This is a genomic window from Paenibacillus sepulcri (assembly GCF_042647105.1).
GTDB classification, from domain to species: Bacteria; Bacillota; Bacilli; order Paenibacillales; family Paenibacillaceae; genus Paenibacillus_Z; species Paenibacillus_Z sepulcri.
This window is the reverse complement of sequence record NZ_JBHRUP010000001.1, coordinates 3,001,612-3,017,574: the sequence shown is the minus strand read 5'-3', so window position 1 is coordinate 3,017,574 and position 15,963 is coordinate 3,001,612. Positions and strand designations below refer to the sequence as shown.

The following is a 15,963-nucleotide window of genomic DNA, read 5'->3' as shown; positions in this document are numbered from 1 at the left end:
ATTAATTCTATAATTTTAAAAACCGGACGATATCCCTGGCCTCCTCGTGCAGCTTTCCGCGGCGAAGCGAAAGCGAGGCGCAGCCGACCAAGGCGGCCAGCAGCATTTCCGCGCGCTGTAGCCGATACGGCGGCTCCGCCGCACGCCCGGTTTCCAGCAGCGCGGCAAGCGGCGCGAGCACCTCCCTGCGAAAGGCGTCCGAGAGCGGGGTCGAGCGAGCTTCAGGCAGCGAGGCAAAGCCCTCACCGGCCAGCTTATGCAGCAGGTACAGGGCGTGGTCCTCCGCCCAAAGCTGCAGCAGCCGGGCGGCGGCGGCGGCGGGGCCAAGCTCTGCGGCAGCGGCCGTTTCGCGGCTTCCGCTTCGGGAATCCGCGGCAGCCGAGTTCCCGGTGTCCGCCGCAGCAGCCAAGCCGAAATGCCCGCCCGCCGGCACCTCCCCCGAAGCCGAAGCGCGCGGGACCTCCAGCGGGGCCTCCAGCCATTCCCCGGCCCGCTCCAACGCATCCCATAACAGATCGTGGAGCAAATCGCCCTTATTGCTGTAATAATGGTATACCGTGCCATAGCCGAGTCCCGCCTGCGCGGCCACATCGCGGATTTCCAGTAAAGGCCCTTTATTCAAAAACACATCGGCAGCGGCTTTACGGATTTGCGCCAGACGCCGCAGCCGGATATCTTCGTTTTGTTCCTTCGTGCGTGGAGTCATCTCGTCCGTTCACCTCTTTTATTTTTGACCTACTATTATGTCAATATAAAACATCGGCTTGCGAATAACAAGAGATCAGCTGGAGAATTTCCGGCTCAACCTGGAAATCGGTGCTTGACCAACGGGTTAGCCTCGAACGAGTGACCTGTTTGGAACATTGCTAAGCTAACGGTTGTCATAGCGCTTAATCGGCCCAAAAAACGGAGGTTTCTTCTCTAACGGTTGTATGCGCGCTTATTTGGACGAAACAGCCCCTCTGCCTACGAAAAAAGGGGAAATAGGCCCGCTGGCAACCGTTACATTTTGTAAATCTCTATTTTCACCCAAAAAGTGTCGCTCACAACCATTAGATTTTTCGCCCGCTTTTATGCACTCGCATCTACTCCTCTGGTCAAGCACCGATATCGGTTTTGAGCCGGAATTCCCGTTAATCCTCGGGCTGGGGCTTAAGCACGTTATTTCAGGATCTTTCTACTAGTTCCCATTGTCAGCTCTATAAATCAACAGATGCAGCTGTATGAATCTATGGTATTGTAATAGATATGACAGGAATAACGAGAGGTATCCATGCAAATCATTCGTGACGTCCGCAAGTTTGTTGTGATCCCCGGAGCGGGGACGCTGCTCACCATGTTGTTTCTCTACGGTATAGGAACCGGCATTTTGGCTCCCATGAACGCTGTATATCTTGACGAGAGCATCGGGCTTTCCAAAGTACAGATCGTTGCCGTCTTCGCGGTATCCCTGTTCTGCAACATGGCTATCACCATTACAGTCGGCTGGATCAGCGACCGTCTGAAGAACAAGAAGCGGCTCCCGGTATTGGCGGCTTTCCTGTGCATGATCGGGCTGTTCATCTATATGAACGCCACGGACTTCCGGAGTGCGCTCATCGGCATGACGATTACGGTCGCACCATCGGGATTGATCATGGGGCAGCTTTTTGGCATGGCCCGCAATCATTTCTCCCGCACTGCCGGCGACATTGTGGAGATGGCCCAGTTGTGGCTTCGGGCCTCCTACAGCGTTGGATTTTTTGCGGGGCTGCTGCTCGGAGCGAACATCTTCCTCATTGCCACGTTTAAAGGCGTGCTGTGGGGCAATTTGGCAGGCTATGTGTGTCTGGTGGTTCTGCTGCTGTTGTTTAAGGAAACGACAGAAGAACCGGGAGTAAAACATGTGGTCAAGGGAGAACCGTTCTCCCTGATTATGCTGATTGCCCTATTGATGCTCTCCTGCGCCGATGCCATCCGCGGATTATATTTGCAGCTTGTCGTACTCAAGCTGTTCGGCAAGCCGGAGATCATGTCCTACATATGGAGCGCACAGGCGGTATTCGAGCTGTTGTTCATGACACTGGGCGGATATTGGGCGGCACGGTACGGCAGTAAGAAAATTATTTTTGTCGGCGGCTGCTTCGCGCTCGCCACTTATTTGATTTATACGGGCAGCTCCGCGCTTCCTGTTTTCTTTGCCGTACAGCCGCTCTATTCATTCTTCGTATCCATTCTGTACGGGGTGGCCATGGGATATGTGCAGCGGATGTTCCTAAGCCGGACAGGCTTCGGGGCAAGCTTGTACGTGTTCATCTCACAGACGGCGTCTCTCATTGGATATTTCCTGCCGTTGTTCATTGAGGGCATAACGCCGGACATTTTCTTCATACCGAGCGCTCTGGTAGCTCTATCCTTGCTCATGATCGGAATTGTGCTGTACCGGGAGAAAGCGAGAGGCTCGATGATCAAAGCTTTAGAAGGATAGGGGAAGCATTGATGACGGATTATAGCTACTATTGTAATACGAGAATCGAGATGGGGATGGGCAAATCCGGCCAGCTGCCCGAGCTGCTGCAATCCTTGCAGATCGGTTCATCCATTCTGCTGGTCAGTGATCCGGGCGTCGTGAGGGCGGGATTATCCGCACCGATTCAAAATGCGCTGGAAGCGTCAGGATACCGGGTTGTTCTGTTCGATTCCCTCTCGCAAAATCCAAGGGATACGGAATGTCTTGCCGGGGCCAGGCTGTTCGCTGAGCAGGGCATGGATGCTGTCGTTGCCATTGGCGGCGGGAGCGCGATGGATACGGCCAAAGCGATTGCCCTGCTGGGTCCGAATGGAGGCACCCCGGTTGACTATTGTGAGGGAAGACGGGCTTACACCAATATCGCCCCGATCATCTGTATCCCGACCACGGCAGGCACCGGATCGGAAGTGACGCGTTCCTCGGTCATTACCGAGTCTTCCACGCATCGCAAGCTCACGCTTAAGCATGCCTCGCTGCGGCCGCTGCTTGCGGTTCTTGATCCGCAATTGACCTTCACTGTGCCGAAGTCCGTCACTGCGGCAACGGGTGTTGATGCCTTGGTTCATGCGATTGAAGGCTATACATGCAAAGTGACCAATCCGATCTCGCAGGCGCTTGGCGCAAGGGCGATGCAGACGATTGTTGCTGCTCTGCCGACCGCCTTCAGCGATCCGGCACATGAACAGGCCCGTTATAGCATGCTGGAGGGCAGTCTGCTCGCGGGATTGTCCTTTGGCTCCAGCGATGTTGCGGCTGTCCACTGCCTGGCCGAGGCGCTTGGCGGATTGTACGATACCCCTCATGGGGTGGCGAACGCGGTATTTTTGCCGTATGTGCTGAAGTTCAACACGCAGGAAGAGAAGCCGATCCATGCCTCGCTGGCGCGTATCATGAGGTTTGCCGCAGAGTCGGATAATGACGAGGCCGCCATTGATAAAATGATTGCCGGAATCCGGGAGTTTACGGCTAAGCTCGAAATTCCGAAGCTGAAGGACCTGCCGGGCGTGCGGAGAGAGGATTTTCCCCGAATCGTCGAGCTGGCTGTGCAGAATAATTCAACGCCCAGCAATATCCGCCCGATTGGCGCCGGGGACTACCTGCATATTCTTGAGCAAGCCTACGATGATGTGATTTGAGTGATCGGAATTAGCGGGTAGCGATCTTAAACTGGAAAGCATCCGCGGCGCTGGCGGCGATTAAGAAAGCAGGACACCGGAATATGCCGCCTTCACTAAAAACGCCAGTTGCATGATCAGGGCTCGGGTAATAAAGTATTGGCAAAATGAGGGAACCATGGCATGATGGATACGAATCGCTATCTCGAAAAAATTGGAGGGATTCATTTATGCGGATTCGGAAATCTATCATTGCAATGGCTATAGTTGTATCAATACTCTTTGCTTCACAGTCAGTATCTGCAGCTCCTGCTTCAACTCTCGAAACGACAGATGTTCATTACTTTATTGGTTATGGGTATCATATTAAGTCGAATGAATTCTTTATGGGTTATCTTGGTTTTTATTGGGATGTCGATTCATTTATATGGACGAACAATACAGATCATGATATTGCAATCGAACCATGGCTGTATTCTCCGTCTGGCCTACAATATGATATGGACATTGCTTCAGTTGATTATTATCAATTGCCTGATGGACGATTGGGGGATTTATTGGTTGAACCCGACAAAGAAGGTCAATATGTTTATAAAAAATCACTTGGCCCAAATGATGGTCCCGCTAGTCCGATAACAATAAGGCCTGGCAAAACAGCTTACTTTTGGATTGAACCAGCAGAGCAGGACTTCAGTAAGGAAAAAAACTATGTATTTTGGATAAATGAGGTGCCTGTTAAAAAATAACGCATACGTATAATTGGGGCCGCTCATACAGAGTGGCTTTTTATGTCGTGTGACTAAAACGTTTATTTTACGACAATTTCTAACAAAGAAAAGGACCTTAGTCTAATTATCAAGAGAGGGGAAAAATGGCATTCTTACGAATAGATAGCCGGCTGGCTTCGCGTTATTCCCGCGATGGTTCGGGGCGCAAAGCTCGTTCAATAAGACAAAAAAACACAACAGCTTCCTCGACAAATGACAACGCACTAGCTTGCTTGTAGCAATTGCAAAATATCGAAAAGACGTTTCCCATGCGCAGCCTGTCTTTTTCACCGGGCTTTAAGGAGCAAGCTTTTGACTCTATTCGACAGCGTAAAAGAACTTTCCATGCTATACTAATCGGGAAAATGAATAGATTGGAGGAATATGGTATGCGATATCGGAATTTGGGAACAAGCGGATTGGAAGTTTCGGTGCTGGGATTGGGAACGAATGCATTCGGTGGACGGGCAGACAAGGAAACATCGGTTCGGGTGCTGCATCACGCTGTTGACAACGGGATCTCGTTTATTGATACCGCCAACATCTATACAGGCACCAAATCGGAAGAGATTATCGGCGAAGCGTTCGAAGGACGGCGCCATGAGGTGATCCTTACGACCAAAGTGGGCATCAAGCGCGGAGAAGGTCCGAACACCAGGGGTTCTTCGCGTCAGCATATTTTCAAGGAACTTGAAGAAAGCCTGCGCCGCTTGCGGACGGACTACCTGGATTTGTACCAGATCCATGTTTTTGATCCGAAGACTCCGCTTGACGAAACGCTCCGCGCTCTGGATGATCTGGTTACATCCGGAAAAGTGAGATACGTCGGGGCTTCGAATTATGCCGCGTGGCAAATGATGAAATCCCTGGCGATCAGCGAAAGTCAGCATCTGATCAAGTATATATCGGTTCAACCCGGCTATTCGCTGGCAGACCGCGGCGTGGAGCGGGAGCTGATTCCGTTCTGCGTGGATCAGGGAATCGGGGTCATTCCTTATTTTCCGCTGGCAGGTGGAATTCTGACCGGCAAATATTCGGGAGGCTCCGTTCCAGACGGCTCGCAGCTGGACAAGAATCCAAACTTTGCAGGGCGGGTAAGCTCCGCACGGGTGCAGCTAGGCGAGCAGGTGGCCAAGATCGCGGCGGAGATCGGAACATCTGCAACAGCGCTCTCGCTGGCCTGGCTGATGCACCAGCCTGCGGTAAGCACCGTCATTGCCGGCGCGACCCGTGAATCGCAAATCGACGAGAATTTGAACGCGGTAAACCTCGATCTCTCTGCGGACGTTCTGCAAGCGCTCGATGATATAAGCAAAGATTTTATCTACTCGCCTCCGTTTTGAAGCATACCGTGCCGGAACAGAAGTGTGAATTGCGCGTGAACTAGTAAGATTTAGTTTCCTGAATCAGGGTACCCTCGGGTGCCCTACATTTTTCTAAAGGTGCCTGCCTGAGAGGAGCCAAGTCAATGAGTAACGTCCAAATCAATGAACAATCGCTAACCAAGGTATACGAACAAATTCCAACCAGCCACTATTTGACAGAGTGTCATAAAGGGCCGTATTACACAGGAGATTACAAGCTGGGCCTTAACTTATACAGCTTCAGCCATAATTTGTTTTCATGGCTGCAGGGCAAGACGGATGGCGCGCCTCCCGTCGATACAATGTCGCTGATTCGGTATGCCAAAGAGGCGGGCTTCGACTCGGTGGATATCACCTGCTACTTCATCCCCGGCTATGAGAATTTCACGCTGCCATCCAGACCGGATGAGGAAATCTATGAATATGCCCGAACTATTAGAAAGCTATGCGATGAGCTGGGCCTTGAAATAAGCGGTACGGGAATCAAGAACGATTTTGCCGATCCCAGCGCCGAGAGACGGGCTATGGACATTGAGCGCATCAAATATTGGATGGATGTGGCGGTCGTGATGGGGGCGCCTGTCATGCGTGTGTTCAACGGTGAAATCCCCGCAGATATTCTAAGCACGGATTGGGAAGCGGTTGCAAAGGAAAGAATTGTCCCTGCTCTGATTGAGTGTGCCGAATACGGTGCGCAGCGGGGAATCAGGATCGGTATGCAAAATCATGGAGATATCACCTCGACTGCCGATCAGGTCATCCGGATTCTGCAGTGGGCCAATCTCCCCAATCTGGGTGTGGTTAACGATACGGGCTGCTACAAAACGTTCGGAGCACCCACCGGTGAAGGCTATGCCTGGTATGATGACATTGAAGCCGTTCTCCCCTACACGTATAACTTCCAGGTCAAGAAATTGCCCGGCGGACTTCATACGGAGACCGTGACGGATTTGGACGAGCTTTTTACCCGAATCCGGTTCAGCGGTTATAGAGGCCATATTCCATTGGAGACGATATGGGCGAACTCGGATGCGAATCATCCCAAAGCGCTCTCCGGGCCTCCTTATGATCAAGTCCGCGGGTTTCTTGAACAGATCCGGGCTGCGATGAATCGTACGAAGGTGCAAAAGTGATCGTCTGAGGGAGGAAGCATAATGAACAAGCGGATTGGTTTTATCGGATTAGGCATTATGGGCAGGCCGATGTCCCTGAACTTGATCAAGGCAGGCTATCAGTTGACTGTATATGATATTAATCAGGAAGCGATAGATCAATTGGTTCTTGCCGGCGCCGCGGCGGCGGATTCTCCCCAAGAGGTTGGCGAAAACAGCGATATTATCATTACCATGGTTCCAAACTCGGGGCATGTCAGAGAAGTGGTGCTGGGGGATAACGGGGTTATCAAGGGAGCGAAGGCAGGAGCGGTCATCATTGACATGAGCTCGATTACGCCCGTTGCTTCCCGGGAAATTGCCGGCGAGGCGGCCGGGAGCGGCCTGCATATGCTGGACGCGCCGGTGAGCGGCGGGGAACCGAAAGCGATAGATGGAACCTTGGCCATTATGGTGGGCGGCCGGGAGGATATTTTCGAGAATGTAAAAGATGTGTTGAACGTGATGGGACGAGATGTGATTCTGGTAGGCGGGAACGGTGCGGGCGCAACGGCGAAGCTGGCGAATCAAGTCATGGTGAATTTGAATATTGCCGCCATGTCCGAAGCCCTCGTGCTGGCTGCAAAAGCCGGAATCGATATCAATAAAATGTATCAGGCCATTAGAGGAGGACTTGCTGGAAGCGCTGTCCTGGATGCGAAGCTGCCGCTGATTCTGGAGAGGAATTTCGTTGCAGGCGGAAGAATCGATATTAATTTGAAGGATATCGCCAATGTGATGGAAACCGCCCATGAAATTGGTGTTCCGCTGCCCCTGACAGGTCAGCTTTTGGAGATCTTCCATGCCTTAAAGGTCGATGGCAAAGCCCATCATGATCATGGGGGCATCGTGCAGTATTATGAGAGATTGGCGAACGTCACCGTAAGCGGTACGGAGGAGCGGCAATGAGGATAGAGGGTAACGGGTTGTCCTATTCCACGATCCACTCGCAGCTGCCGCCGGTATGGCAGGGGGATAATCTTCGGGAGCAAATCATGCAGGCCAATCAATCCGGCAATCGGAAGATTATTGTATTGGATGACGATCCGACAGGCGTTCAAACCGTTCATAATATTGACGTCCTGACGAAGTGGGACAAGGCTCTGCTGCGCGAGGCGTTTAATAATCCCGAGACGGTCTTTTATATCCTGACCAATACACGCGGCGTAGAAGCGAGCGAAGCGGAGCGAATAAACCGCGAAATTGCCCGGCATGTGCAGGAGGTGGCGGATGAAACGGGAAAGGGTTTTGTTTTCGTCAGCCGGAGCGACTCCACCCTGCGCGGATATTACCCCTTGGAGATCGATGTTTTATCTTCGGAGATACACCGCTTAACGGGCAAAGCTTATGATGGACATCTGCTGGTTCCGGCCTTTTTCGAGGGCGGGCGCGTAACCTATCAGAATACCCATTTCCTTCTGGAAGGTGACACGCTGATTCCGGTTCATCAAACCGAGTTTGCCCAAGACAAGGTCTTTGGCTATGAACATGGGGATTTGACGGAATGGGTCGCGGAAAAAACAGAGGGACGGATTCAGCCGGAGGATTGTACGGTCATCACCTTGGAGCAGCTTCGCCGGGGGCCCGCCGCAGTAGAAGAGATTCTTCTCCGGGTTGAAGGAAATGTGCCGGTGATCATCAACTGCATGTCCTATGAGGATCTCGATGTTCTTTCCGTGGCGCTCTTGCAGGCAGAGAAGCAGGGGAAAAGGTTCATCTTCCGGACCGGAGCCTCTTTCGTTAAATCGTACGGGGGCATCGGGCATCTGGACTATCTGCCAAGAGAGCGGCTGACGGCGAAGGGACAGGAATCCCGTGGCGGGTTGGTTGTTGTCGGGTCCTATGTGCAGAAGACCACGCGCCAGCTGGTGCAATTGCTGAGCGGCACCGACATATTCCCGTTGGAAATGGAAGTGGGGCGGATTTTGCAGCCTCGTGAGCGGGTGGGCGAATTGGGCCGGCTGATTTCCGAGGCGAACCAGCGGCTGGCTCAGGGGCAAAATGTCGCGGTATACAGCAGCCGCAAACTCGTAGCAGCGGGCAACAAGGCGGAGAACCTGAAAATCAGCCAGGCGGTATCCGCGGCCCTCGTGGAGATCGTGCGCTCCCTGCAGGTCATCCCCAAATTCATCATCGCAAAAGGCGGGATTACAGCAAGCGATGTCGCGACGAAAGGATTGAACATCCGCAAAGCGAGAGTGCTCGGTCAAGTGTCTGCGGGCGTGCCGGTCTGGCTGACCGGTGAAGAAGCGAAATTTTCCGGAGTCCCTTATATCGTCTTCCCTGGAAACGTAGGGGATGACCGAACGCTCCTGGAAACGGTCCGGAAGATAGATGGTCAACTGATAGAGTAGAATTGGAGTTAACCATTAGAGCTGGACTTGGACTGCTGCGGCAGCCTGATGTCCGGCTTTTATTTGTCTTTGCCCGTCATGCTTGACGGAATCAGTGCTGCAATTCGCTCTTTTTTTTGCTGGAGGAACTCCGGTTCGACAGGATGATTGGGCAGAGGGGATAAATGGTAAGGACAGAGCATTACGCAAACCTGTTTATTTTGATAAACTGAAGCCATAATCAGGCTTGCTTTAAGAGGAGGAATATGACGGTGCCATCATTTGCGCGTACGGATTCAATCGGAGTCATTCAAGGGAACATCAATGTTTTCCAGGCCAAATCGGAGGATACGGAGGATGTATTGCAGCTGCTCGTCCGCACGGCCGAATGGCTGCGCAGCAAAAATTCCACGCAGTGGAGCGGCTTGCTGCAGGGCGAGGATTCCCACCGGACACCGGAGGCTATCAAGCGCGGCGAGGTTTATATTTTCATGCAGGGAGAAGTATTGGCGGGCATGGTCATGCTTATGCTGAAGGAGAGCGCCTGGGACCGGGAGCTGTGGGGGGAGGAGGGTCATGAATCCTCCGTCTATCTGCACCGCCTTAATATCAATCGGGAAGCTGCGGGTACTAATCTGGGCGAAGCTATCGTACGCTGGGCCGGCTCCGGCATTCATTTTGCGGGCAAGGACCGTATCCGACTGGACTGCATCGCGAATAATCCGGTGCTGAACCGGTTCTACCGGAGCTGCGGTTATGAATATATAGGGCTGGCCTCCAATTCCATGGGAGAATTCAGCAAGTATGAGAAGCGGTATGACTGAACGGGCTTGCCTTTGCCAGAGGAAGTGCACCATTATCTGTCATGGGTTTCATTTCTGTCCGGATATGAGGGGCTTAAGACAGACATCGATAATCGGAGTTCTATGAGCTGCTGCCGGCACTTACCGCATTATTCGGGCTGCCGTGGGACGGCAGTATGCCGCGTTAAATTGATGATGAGGAGCAGAGGCTGCCCGTCAGGTCTTGATCGACCTGATGGGCATTTTTTTTGACCTTATAGAATTGATAGTTTTACGCCTGTAAATGCAGGAGATATGCCTCTTTATGTTGAAAATCTAAACTTAGATAGAAGAACTGAGTTTTATTACTCGAGAATATGGCAGGTAAAGAACATGACGATAATAAAGGATTTTGTGCTGCAGCTGACGCTTATAGCACTGCCTATGTTTATTTACCATACATTTGTCAACGACAGGCTAAAGAATGATAAAACTCAGAGGTTGGTATTGTCAGCTTTATGGGGACTCTCGCTTATATTTTGCATGTCCTTTCCCGCGATTGCTTCAAATTACCGATTGGACCTAAGGATCGTTCCTCTGCTGATGGGGACGTTATACGGTGGATTTGGAACAGGTGTAATCCTGGCAGTTCTTGTCATCCTATATCGGCTTTATATTGGATTTGACACCGGGTTTTATACGACAGTTCTTGCTCTGCTAACCACTATGCCGGTCATATTATATTTCCAAAAGCCCTTTGAAAAAGCAAAAAAAGCCAAGAAGGTCAAAATTGCCATATTTCTTTCTCTTTTCTATACGCTTGTTGGCATTACCTGGTTTTGTACGCTTAGAAATGTTTCGTGGGAAAGCCTTGGCGTACAGGCTGTTCACCTAGCTTTTATATTGCTCGTGATCTGGTTCTTCACCACCTTGAACGAAAATATGAAAGAGATTCATCAGCTCCGATTAGAGGTGCAAAACGCGGGGAAGCTGCAGGTCATCAGTGATTTAACCAGTGTTTTCGCACATGAAATAAGGAACCCCATGCAGGTTACCCGCGGTTTTCTTCAGCTTCTGAACGAGCCTGATCTAACGGATCAAAAGAAGAAATATATCCGGTTATCCATTGAAGAATTGGACCGTGCGAACGAAATTATCAATGACCTGCTGTTATTCGGAAAACCCTCAACAAACTGCACGGAAAGAGTAAATGTGGGAAATCTGCTGCAGCGTATCCTGAATATACTCGACAGCTACACGACATCTCAAAATGTTGCGGTCACTACGGATATCAATGATGATTGCTGGACAAATGCGGTTCCCCAAAAATTGAATCAATGCTTGGTCAATATCTTGAAAAATGCCATTGAGTCCATGCCCAATGGGGGAACGGTCTGGGCAAGCTGTGCCCCAACGGGCGATGGACAGATACAAATCAGCATTAAAGACCAAGGGATCGGTATGACAAAACAGGAGATTGACAGGCTTGGTTCACCCTTTTATTCCCTGAAAAAAAGCGGAACAGGATTAGGCATGATGATCAGTTTTCAAATAATCCGGTCCTTTCACGGCAAAGTTCGGGTAACCAGCGAGAAAAACATTGGGACAGAGATTATTATTCTTCTGCCGAAAGCAGGCTGAGACGAAGTGCCGGTGCATGAATGGACCATTGACTCTCGGCCGTCACGATTTGGTCGTTATATTGGGAGTGCCGCATCCCTGGTTTAATTAAAGCCTGATTGTGACAAAGCAGACTTTCTCCGGAAGCAACACCGCAAATTCAGCGCCGCCTCCGACGGCGTTCTTGACTTCAATCCCCCCTCCGTGGGCAATCACGATTTGCCGGGCAATCGCAAGACTTAAGTCCCGCTCCTGACGACTTCCGTTCTCTCGTGCCAACGCGATAGAAACGGTCTAATACGGTCCCTCCATACAAAAAGCATGAGTTCTCCAACTGTTCTACACATTCGTCTCGTACACTAATGATCAAACCGAAACGAAGGAGAACAACCGCTATGAGAATCTGGCTGCTGATTGAATATGAGATGACTTTTTTACTTGTGTTTTTTTGGTGGATGGCTTATGCAAAAGCCAAAGGCTTGCTTCGTTCGCAAACAGAGGCCGCTTTGCGCTCCAATATCCGAAAGGTCCATCTATGGCTGTACACGGCGATCGCGATGACCGGGATCAAAGCGGGGGCGGCCATTATGCTGTGGTCGACGGATTGGGCATACGTGGAGGATAAAATTATGATCCAGCTTCCGCTGTTTCTGTTATCCATTGCCGCCATTTTCACATTCTCGCTGCCGTTCATTAATGCAGCGGCTGCCGACTCCGCCCCGTCCATGGAAGGGCTGCTGCCGGGAAACCTTCGTTTGCGGCTTTTCGATCCGGTTATTACCATTCCGTTCGCCGCGGCTTTTATAGCCTCTGTCGTCAACTGCCTGCATATGCTGCTCTTCTCGCAATCGCCGCTCCGGTTTGGAACATTGTTTTTGATATGGAGCGGATTCGGGGTCTGTGCTGCCATTCTATGGTATAAGAAATCGAGAGTCTATGAACGTATAGCCGCAAGTGGAGCATTCCCGCCAATCCAATCGCATCGCCAGAGGCTTGTGAGAACGGCAATCGTAAGTCTGTCCATTGCCGCCTTGCTCGCAATCATTATTCTAAGCGGCATGAACGCTTCGCGATTGCCGGATCGTATCAATATGGCAGATCGTGGCGGCCACCCGCAGCACGGGGCAGATCCAGCTTCCATGATCAGTGTGGACAGCTTGAATATCCCGCGGAGCGGAGCACTGGATCGCATATGGCGTTTTGGTTGTGGAAACCCAAGCTTCGGATAAGATCGATATGTGGATCTGCTGTGATCTCGCATCAGCATAGAATGAGCCATGGAACGAGCGTCGCACCCGGATTGCCAGGGGAGATGCATCTGAACGAACGGCTACAGCCAATCTACCAGAGTGACACGGGGGAGGATTGCTGCGCCAATTCTACCCGGTTGCGTCCGCCTCTTTTGGCTTCGTACAACGCCGCGTCCGCGGCCCTGAGCAGCGATTCGAGCGTATCGCCGTGCTCGAAGGATTGCGCGGCGCCGAAGCTGGCGGTCACCGTAATCGTCCCGTGATTCGTGACCAGGGGCTCGTTCTCCAGACTGGTCCGGACCAGCTCTGCCAGCCAGCCGGCTTCCTGAAGGGTAGAGGAGGGCAGAGCCAGCACGAATTCTTCGCCCCCGTAACGGGCGAACAGCATATCCTGCGTGATCACCCGCCGGCAGACCGTCACCATATGCACGATCACCTGATCGCCGGTTTCATGTCCATAGGTGTCGTTGACCTGCTTGAAGTGGTCGATGTCAAACAATATAAATGACGCGGGCTGATCCTGGAGATGGGCCTGCAGCAGGATTTCCTTGCTTTGCTGGATAAAGTGCGTGCGGTTATAGATTCTGGTCAAGCCATCGTAGTAAGCGAGCTGCTTGAGCTGGTCCTGGAGCAGCCGTTGTTCTGTCACATCGATCAGCATGAGCAGGCTTCCCGCCCGTTCGCCGCCGCGGCTTCTGACCACGGAGGAGCGGATCTGGTAGTAAGCGGTTGTGCCGTCCTCCGTCCTGATGCTGGCTTCCTGCACACTGTCCGTGCTTTGTATATCCGGAAAAGGCGAGCCTGTCAGCCGCGTCCAGCCTTCATCCAGCTTTCTGCCGATCATCCCGATGCTCAGCCCCGGAAGCATTCGGCTTACGGCGCCATTGAAATCGATAAGCCGCTCCGCTGAATCCAGAACGATTACCCCTTCCCGCATACTTTCAAAAATGCTTTCCTTGGCAATCGGCACAATTGTCAGCATCCTCGTCGTTACGATCGCCCATATGTACATCGAGGACGTGATGCAGACAACGAGAGGTACAGGGTCCATGCCCTCGGGCGTCAGCCCCATAAGATAGATGAAAGCGGATATCATGGGGATGAACTGTCCGCAGATGAGCGTCGCCAGCTGCTTGCGGTAGGCTTTCTTGGTTGCTTTCCATTCCCTGGCAAGCAGCACGACTCCGGCGAGCAAGCATCCGAATGTGAAAGCCCCATGCACAATATACCACTCTCCGATGACCACATCGGTTGCGTGAAGCGGAGAACCTGCTCTGAGCTCCAGAGATTTATAGAATAAATGGTGGAAGTCGTTGGTTGCCACCATCCCAAGCGTAATGACGGGAATAACGAACAGCAGCGCCGCGGTCATGCGTGAAATCGGCCTGTCTATGTATCGCAGGATAAGCATCAGGCCAATCACAGGGGCGAACGAGATTCCGATATACTCTACAATCGTCCACCCTTTGATCGCTGCGAGCGTGGTGCTTGACATCTGGAAGGCGTAAGCGAATATATAAATGGCCTGTACCGTCATATAGATGATAAACGTACGCGCACCGGGTATTTCCTGTTTTTTGAAAAACGCATAGAAGCCTAGAAAAATGCAAAGTACGCCCGAAGTCGCGATCAACGAAATATACATCGTAATTTGGGATCCCATAATCTTTTTCCCCATTATCATTATAGTTTATTGGCAGGGCTGAAAAAGTCGAATCAGGGGGGAAGTTGCGGATAGCACAATCTTACCATATTGGACGTTCAAACTGTAGATTCGACGCGGCGGTCCTTACCAATGAAAGACTGTCACAAAAAAAACCGTAAATCGTTGTGTATGCAAACTGATTTAAGGTGATTCTGATCGGCAAAGCTTGGCTGGCCCATGAGAACATTCACTTCGGATTCGGCGAGTGATAAAATAAGGCAATCAGCTGTAGAGGACCAGATTGGAAGTGGTAAGGTGCAGGAGTTATATGCGCAGTATAAAGGGCTGCTGTTTGCGCTTGCTTATCAGCTGACCGGATCGGCTTCCGATGCGGAGGACGTTGTGCAGGATGTATTCGTGAAGGTGTATGACGTGAAGCCGGAAGGTTTGGCTGAGGAGCCGAAAGCTTATCTGTGCAAAATGGTAACGAACCGAGCCCGCGATTTGAACAAGTCGGCCCGCAAGCGGCGGGAGCGGTATTTTGGAGAATGGCTCCCTGAGCCCATTCCTACAGACGATGAAATGTTCGAATCGGTTGTCCGCGGTGAGCTGTTATCTTATGCCATGCTGGTGCTGCTTGAAAAGCTGTCTCCGTCGGAGCGGGCGGTGTTCGTGCTTCGTGAAGCGCTCGGCCTCGGATATCCCGATATTGCCGGGATTGTGGGCAAAAGCGATGCGAACTGCCGCAAGCTGCTCAGCCGTGCGCGCGGCAAGATGGGAATAGGTCCGGATGAGACGGTCCATTCTGAAGCTGCAGGCGAAGAGTGGGTCCGCCAGTTTCTGGAGGCCCTCGAGCAGAATAATGTGGATTCGGTCATAGCCATGCTCGCCAAGGATGTCGTGCTGGTTTCCGATGGCGGAGGAAAAGCGTTCGCCGCCGTCCACCCGATCGCATCAAGCGATTTTGTCGCAAGATTCCTTCTCGGTCTCATTCGCAAGGCTCCCCATTATGAGGGAGGCATGCGTATCGAGATAAGGGATATCAACGGCCAAACAGGGCTTGTTGTCCATTCTGGCGAAGGCATCGAAGCCGTTGGACTTATGCATGTCGTGGGTAATTTGATCCGCAATATTTATATGATCCGCAACCCGGATAAGCTGGGGCGCTTATAAAGTGTCCTCCCGGCATTGGCAGGATTTCGGGAAGGAACGAAATCAAGCAGGCATCTTTTGCACACTTATCTGGTGCAAAAGATGCCTGCTTTTGCTATGCAAAAGGCGCCGGGAGGATGATAGCCGATTCTTCCCGCAATCCAACTATAAAGAGACTTTCAATCCGATTTGATTAAAAATGTCTTTTTTATGATCATTTAATTCACAAAAACGATATATTTACAAAAATAAAATCATATTTTTCTGCTGGCGAG

Annotated in this window: 13 protein-coding genes; 11 read left to right on the top strand and 2 right to left on the bottom strand. The window is 51.6% G+C overall.

Annotated elements, in window-relative coordinates:
* Positions 1 to 7: 7 nt before the first annotated feature.
* Positions 8 to 706: a TetR/AcrR family transcriptional regulator gene (locus ACFOLF_RS13475; protein ID WP_210044637.1), complete on the bottom strand. Its 699-nt coding sequence runs from the start codon at positions 704 to 706 to the stop codon at positions 8 to 10.
* A 567-nt stretch (positions 707 to 1,273) separates the two neighbouring features.
* On the opposite strand from ACFOLF_RS13475, the gene ACFOLF_RS13470 reads away from it, so the two are divergent.
* The 10 genes from ACFOLF_RS13470 to ACFOLF_RS13425 all read left to right on the top strand — a co-directional run bounded on the left by ACFOLF_RS13470 (position 1,274) and on the right by ACFOLF_RS13425 (position 12,870).
* Positions 1,274 to 2,467 (top strand): MFS transporter, encoded by a 1,194-nt coding sequence (locus ACFOLF_RS13470; RefSeq protein WP_210044636.1) that lies wholly within the window; start codon positions 1,274 to 1,276, stop codon positions 2,465 to 2,467.
* A gap of 11 nt (positions 2,468 to 2,478) precedes the next feature.
* Complete coding sequence (locus ACFOLF_RS13465; protein ID WP_210044635.1) at positions 2,479 to 3,645, top strand: iron-containing alcohol dehydrogenase; 1,167 nt, start codon at positions 2,479 to 2,481, stop codon at positions 3,643 to 3,645.
* A 209-nt stretch (positions 3,646 to 3,854) separates the two neighbouring features.
* Positions 3,855 to 4,370 carry a hypothetical protein gene (locus tag ACFOLF_RS13460; protein ID WP_210044634.1) on the top strand — a complete coding sequence of 172 codons (516 nt, stop codon included), beginning with the start codon at positions 3,855 to 3,857 and terminating at the stop codon, positions 4,368 to 4,370.
* Positions 4,371 to 4,780: 410 nt separating this feature from the next.
* The gene (locus ACFOLF_RS13455; protein ID WP_210044633.1) at positions 4,781 to 5,734 is read left to right on the top strand and encodes an aldo/keto reductase; all 954 of its coding nucleotides are present in this window, start codon (positions 4,781 to 4,783) and stop codon (positions 5,732 to 5,734) included.
* 125 nt (positions 5,735 to 5,859) lie between these two features.
* Positions 5,860 to 6,888, top strand: a complete 1,029-nt coding sequence (locus ACFOLF_RS13450; protein ID WP_210044632.1) for a sugar phosphate isomerase/epimerase family protein — start codon at positions 5,860 to 5,862, stop codon at positions 6,886 to 6,888.
* A 21-nt stretch (positions 6,889 to 6,909) separates the two neighbouring features.
* Positions 6,910 to 7,815: a 2-hydroxy-3-oxopropionate reductase gene (garR, locus tag ACFOLF_RS13445; protein ID WP_210044631.1), complete on the top strand. Its 906-nt coding sequence runs from the start codon at positions 6,910 to 6,912 to the stop codon at positions 7,813 to 7,815.
* On the top strand, positions 7,812 to 9,260 hold the full coding sequence (locus tag ACFOLF_RS13440) for a four-carbon acid sugar kinase family protein (RefSeq protein WP_210044630.1): 1,449 nt from the start codon (positions 7,812 to 7,814) through the stop codon (positions 9,258 to 9,260). The genes garR and ACFOLF_RS13440 overlap by 4 nt, the downstream gene beginning before the upstream one ends.
* A gap of 251 nt (positions 9,261 to 9,511) precedes the next feature.
* Positions 9,512 to 10,063: a GNAT family N-acetyltransferase gene (locus ACFOLF_RS13435; protein WP_379114643.1), complete on the top strand. Its 552-nt coding sequence runs from the start codon at positions 9,512 to 9,514 to the stop codon at positions 10,061 to 10,063.
* A 351-nt stretch (positions 10,064 to 10,414) separates the two neighbouring features.
* The gene (locus tag ACFOLF_RS13430) at positions 10,415 to 11,662 is read left to right on the top strand and encodes an ATP-binding protein (protein WP_210044629.1); all 1,248 of its coding nucleotides are present in this window, start codon (positions 10,415 to 10,417) and stop codon (positions 11,660 to 11,662) included.
* Positions 11,663 to 12,036: 374 nt separating this feature from the next.
* On the top strand, positions 12,037 to 12,870 hold the full coding sequence (locus ACFOLF_RS13425; RefSeq protein WP_210044628.1) for a hypothetical protein: 834 nt from the start codon (positions 12,037 to 12,039) through the stop codon (positions 12,868 to 12,870).
* Between the two features lie 112 nt (positions 12,871 to 12,982).
* Here the strand turns inward: ACFOLF_RS13425 and ACFOLF_RS13420 are convergent, their stop codons facing one another.
* Positions 12,983 to 14,554 carry a histidine kinase N-terminal 7TM domain-containing diguanylate cyclase gene (locus tag ACFOLF_RS13420; protein ID WP_210044627.1) on the bottom strand — a complete coding sequence of 524 codons (1,572 nt, stop codon included), beginning with the start codon at positions 14,552 to 14,554 and terminating at the stop codon, positions 12,983 to 12,985.
* A 297-nt stretch (positions 14,555 to 14,851) separates the two neighbouring features.
* On the opposite strand from ACFOLF_RS13420, the gene sigJ reads away from it, so the two are divergent.
* The gene (gene sigJ / locus ACFOLF_RS13415; protein ID WP_210044626.1) at positions 14,852 to 15,709 is read left to right on the top strand and encodes an RNA polymerase sigma factor SigJ; all 858 of its coding nucleotides are present in this window, start codon (positions 14,852 to 14,854) and stop codon (positions 15,707 to 15,709) included.
* The last annotated feature ends 254 nt before the right edge of the window (positions 15,710 to 15,963 follow it).

Excerpts from the sequence above, each read along its gene's own strand:
- ACFOLF_RS13465 (WP_210044635.1), top strand. The coding sequence starts at position 2,479 with ATGACGGATTATAGCTACTATTGTAATACGAGAATCGAGATGGGGATG.
- ACFOLF_RS13430 (WP_210044629.1), top strand. The coding sequence starts at position 10,415 with ATGACGATAATAAAGGATTTTGTGCTGCAGCTGACGCTTATAGCACTG.
- ACFOLF_RS13425 (WP_210044628.1), top strand. The coding sequence starts at position 12,037 with ATGAGAATCTGGCTGCTGATTGAATATGAGATGACTTTTTTACTTGTG.
- ACFOLF_RS13475 (WP_210044637.1), bottom strand. The coding sequence starts at position 706 with ATGACTCCACGCACGAAGGAACAAAACGAAGATATCCGGCTGCGGCGT.
- ACFOLF_RS13440 (WP_210044630.1), top strand. The coding sequence starts at position 7,812 with ATGAGGATAGAGGGTAACGGGTTGTCCTATTCCACGATCCACTCGCAG.
- ACFOLF_RS13455 (WP_210044633.1), top strand. The coding sequence starts at position 4,781 with ATGCGATATCGGAATTTGGGAACAAGCGGATTGGAAGTTTCGGTGCTG.
- ACFOLF_RS13470 (WP_210044636.1), top strand. The coding sequence starts at position 1,274 with ATGCAAATCATTCGTGACGTCCGCAAGTTTGTTGTGATCCCCGGAGCG.
- garR (WP_210044631.1), top strand. The coding sequence starts at position 6,910 with ATGAACAAGCGGATTGGTTTTATCGGATTAGGCATTATGGGCAGGCCG.
- ACFOLF_RS13420 (WP_210044627.1), bottom strand. The coding sequence starts at position 14,554 with ATGGGATCCCAAATTACGATGTATATTTCGTTGATCGCGACTTCGGGC.
- ACFOLF_RS13460 (WP_210044634.1), top strand. The coding sequence starts at position 3,855 with ATGCGGATTCGGAAATCTATCATTGCAATGGCTATAGTTGTATCAATA.
- ACFOLF_RS13450 (WP_210044632.1), top strand. The coding sequence starts at position 5,860 with ATGAGTAACGTCCAAATCAATGAACAATCGCTAACCAAGGTATACGAA.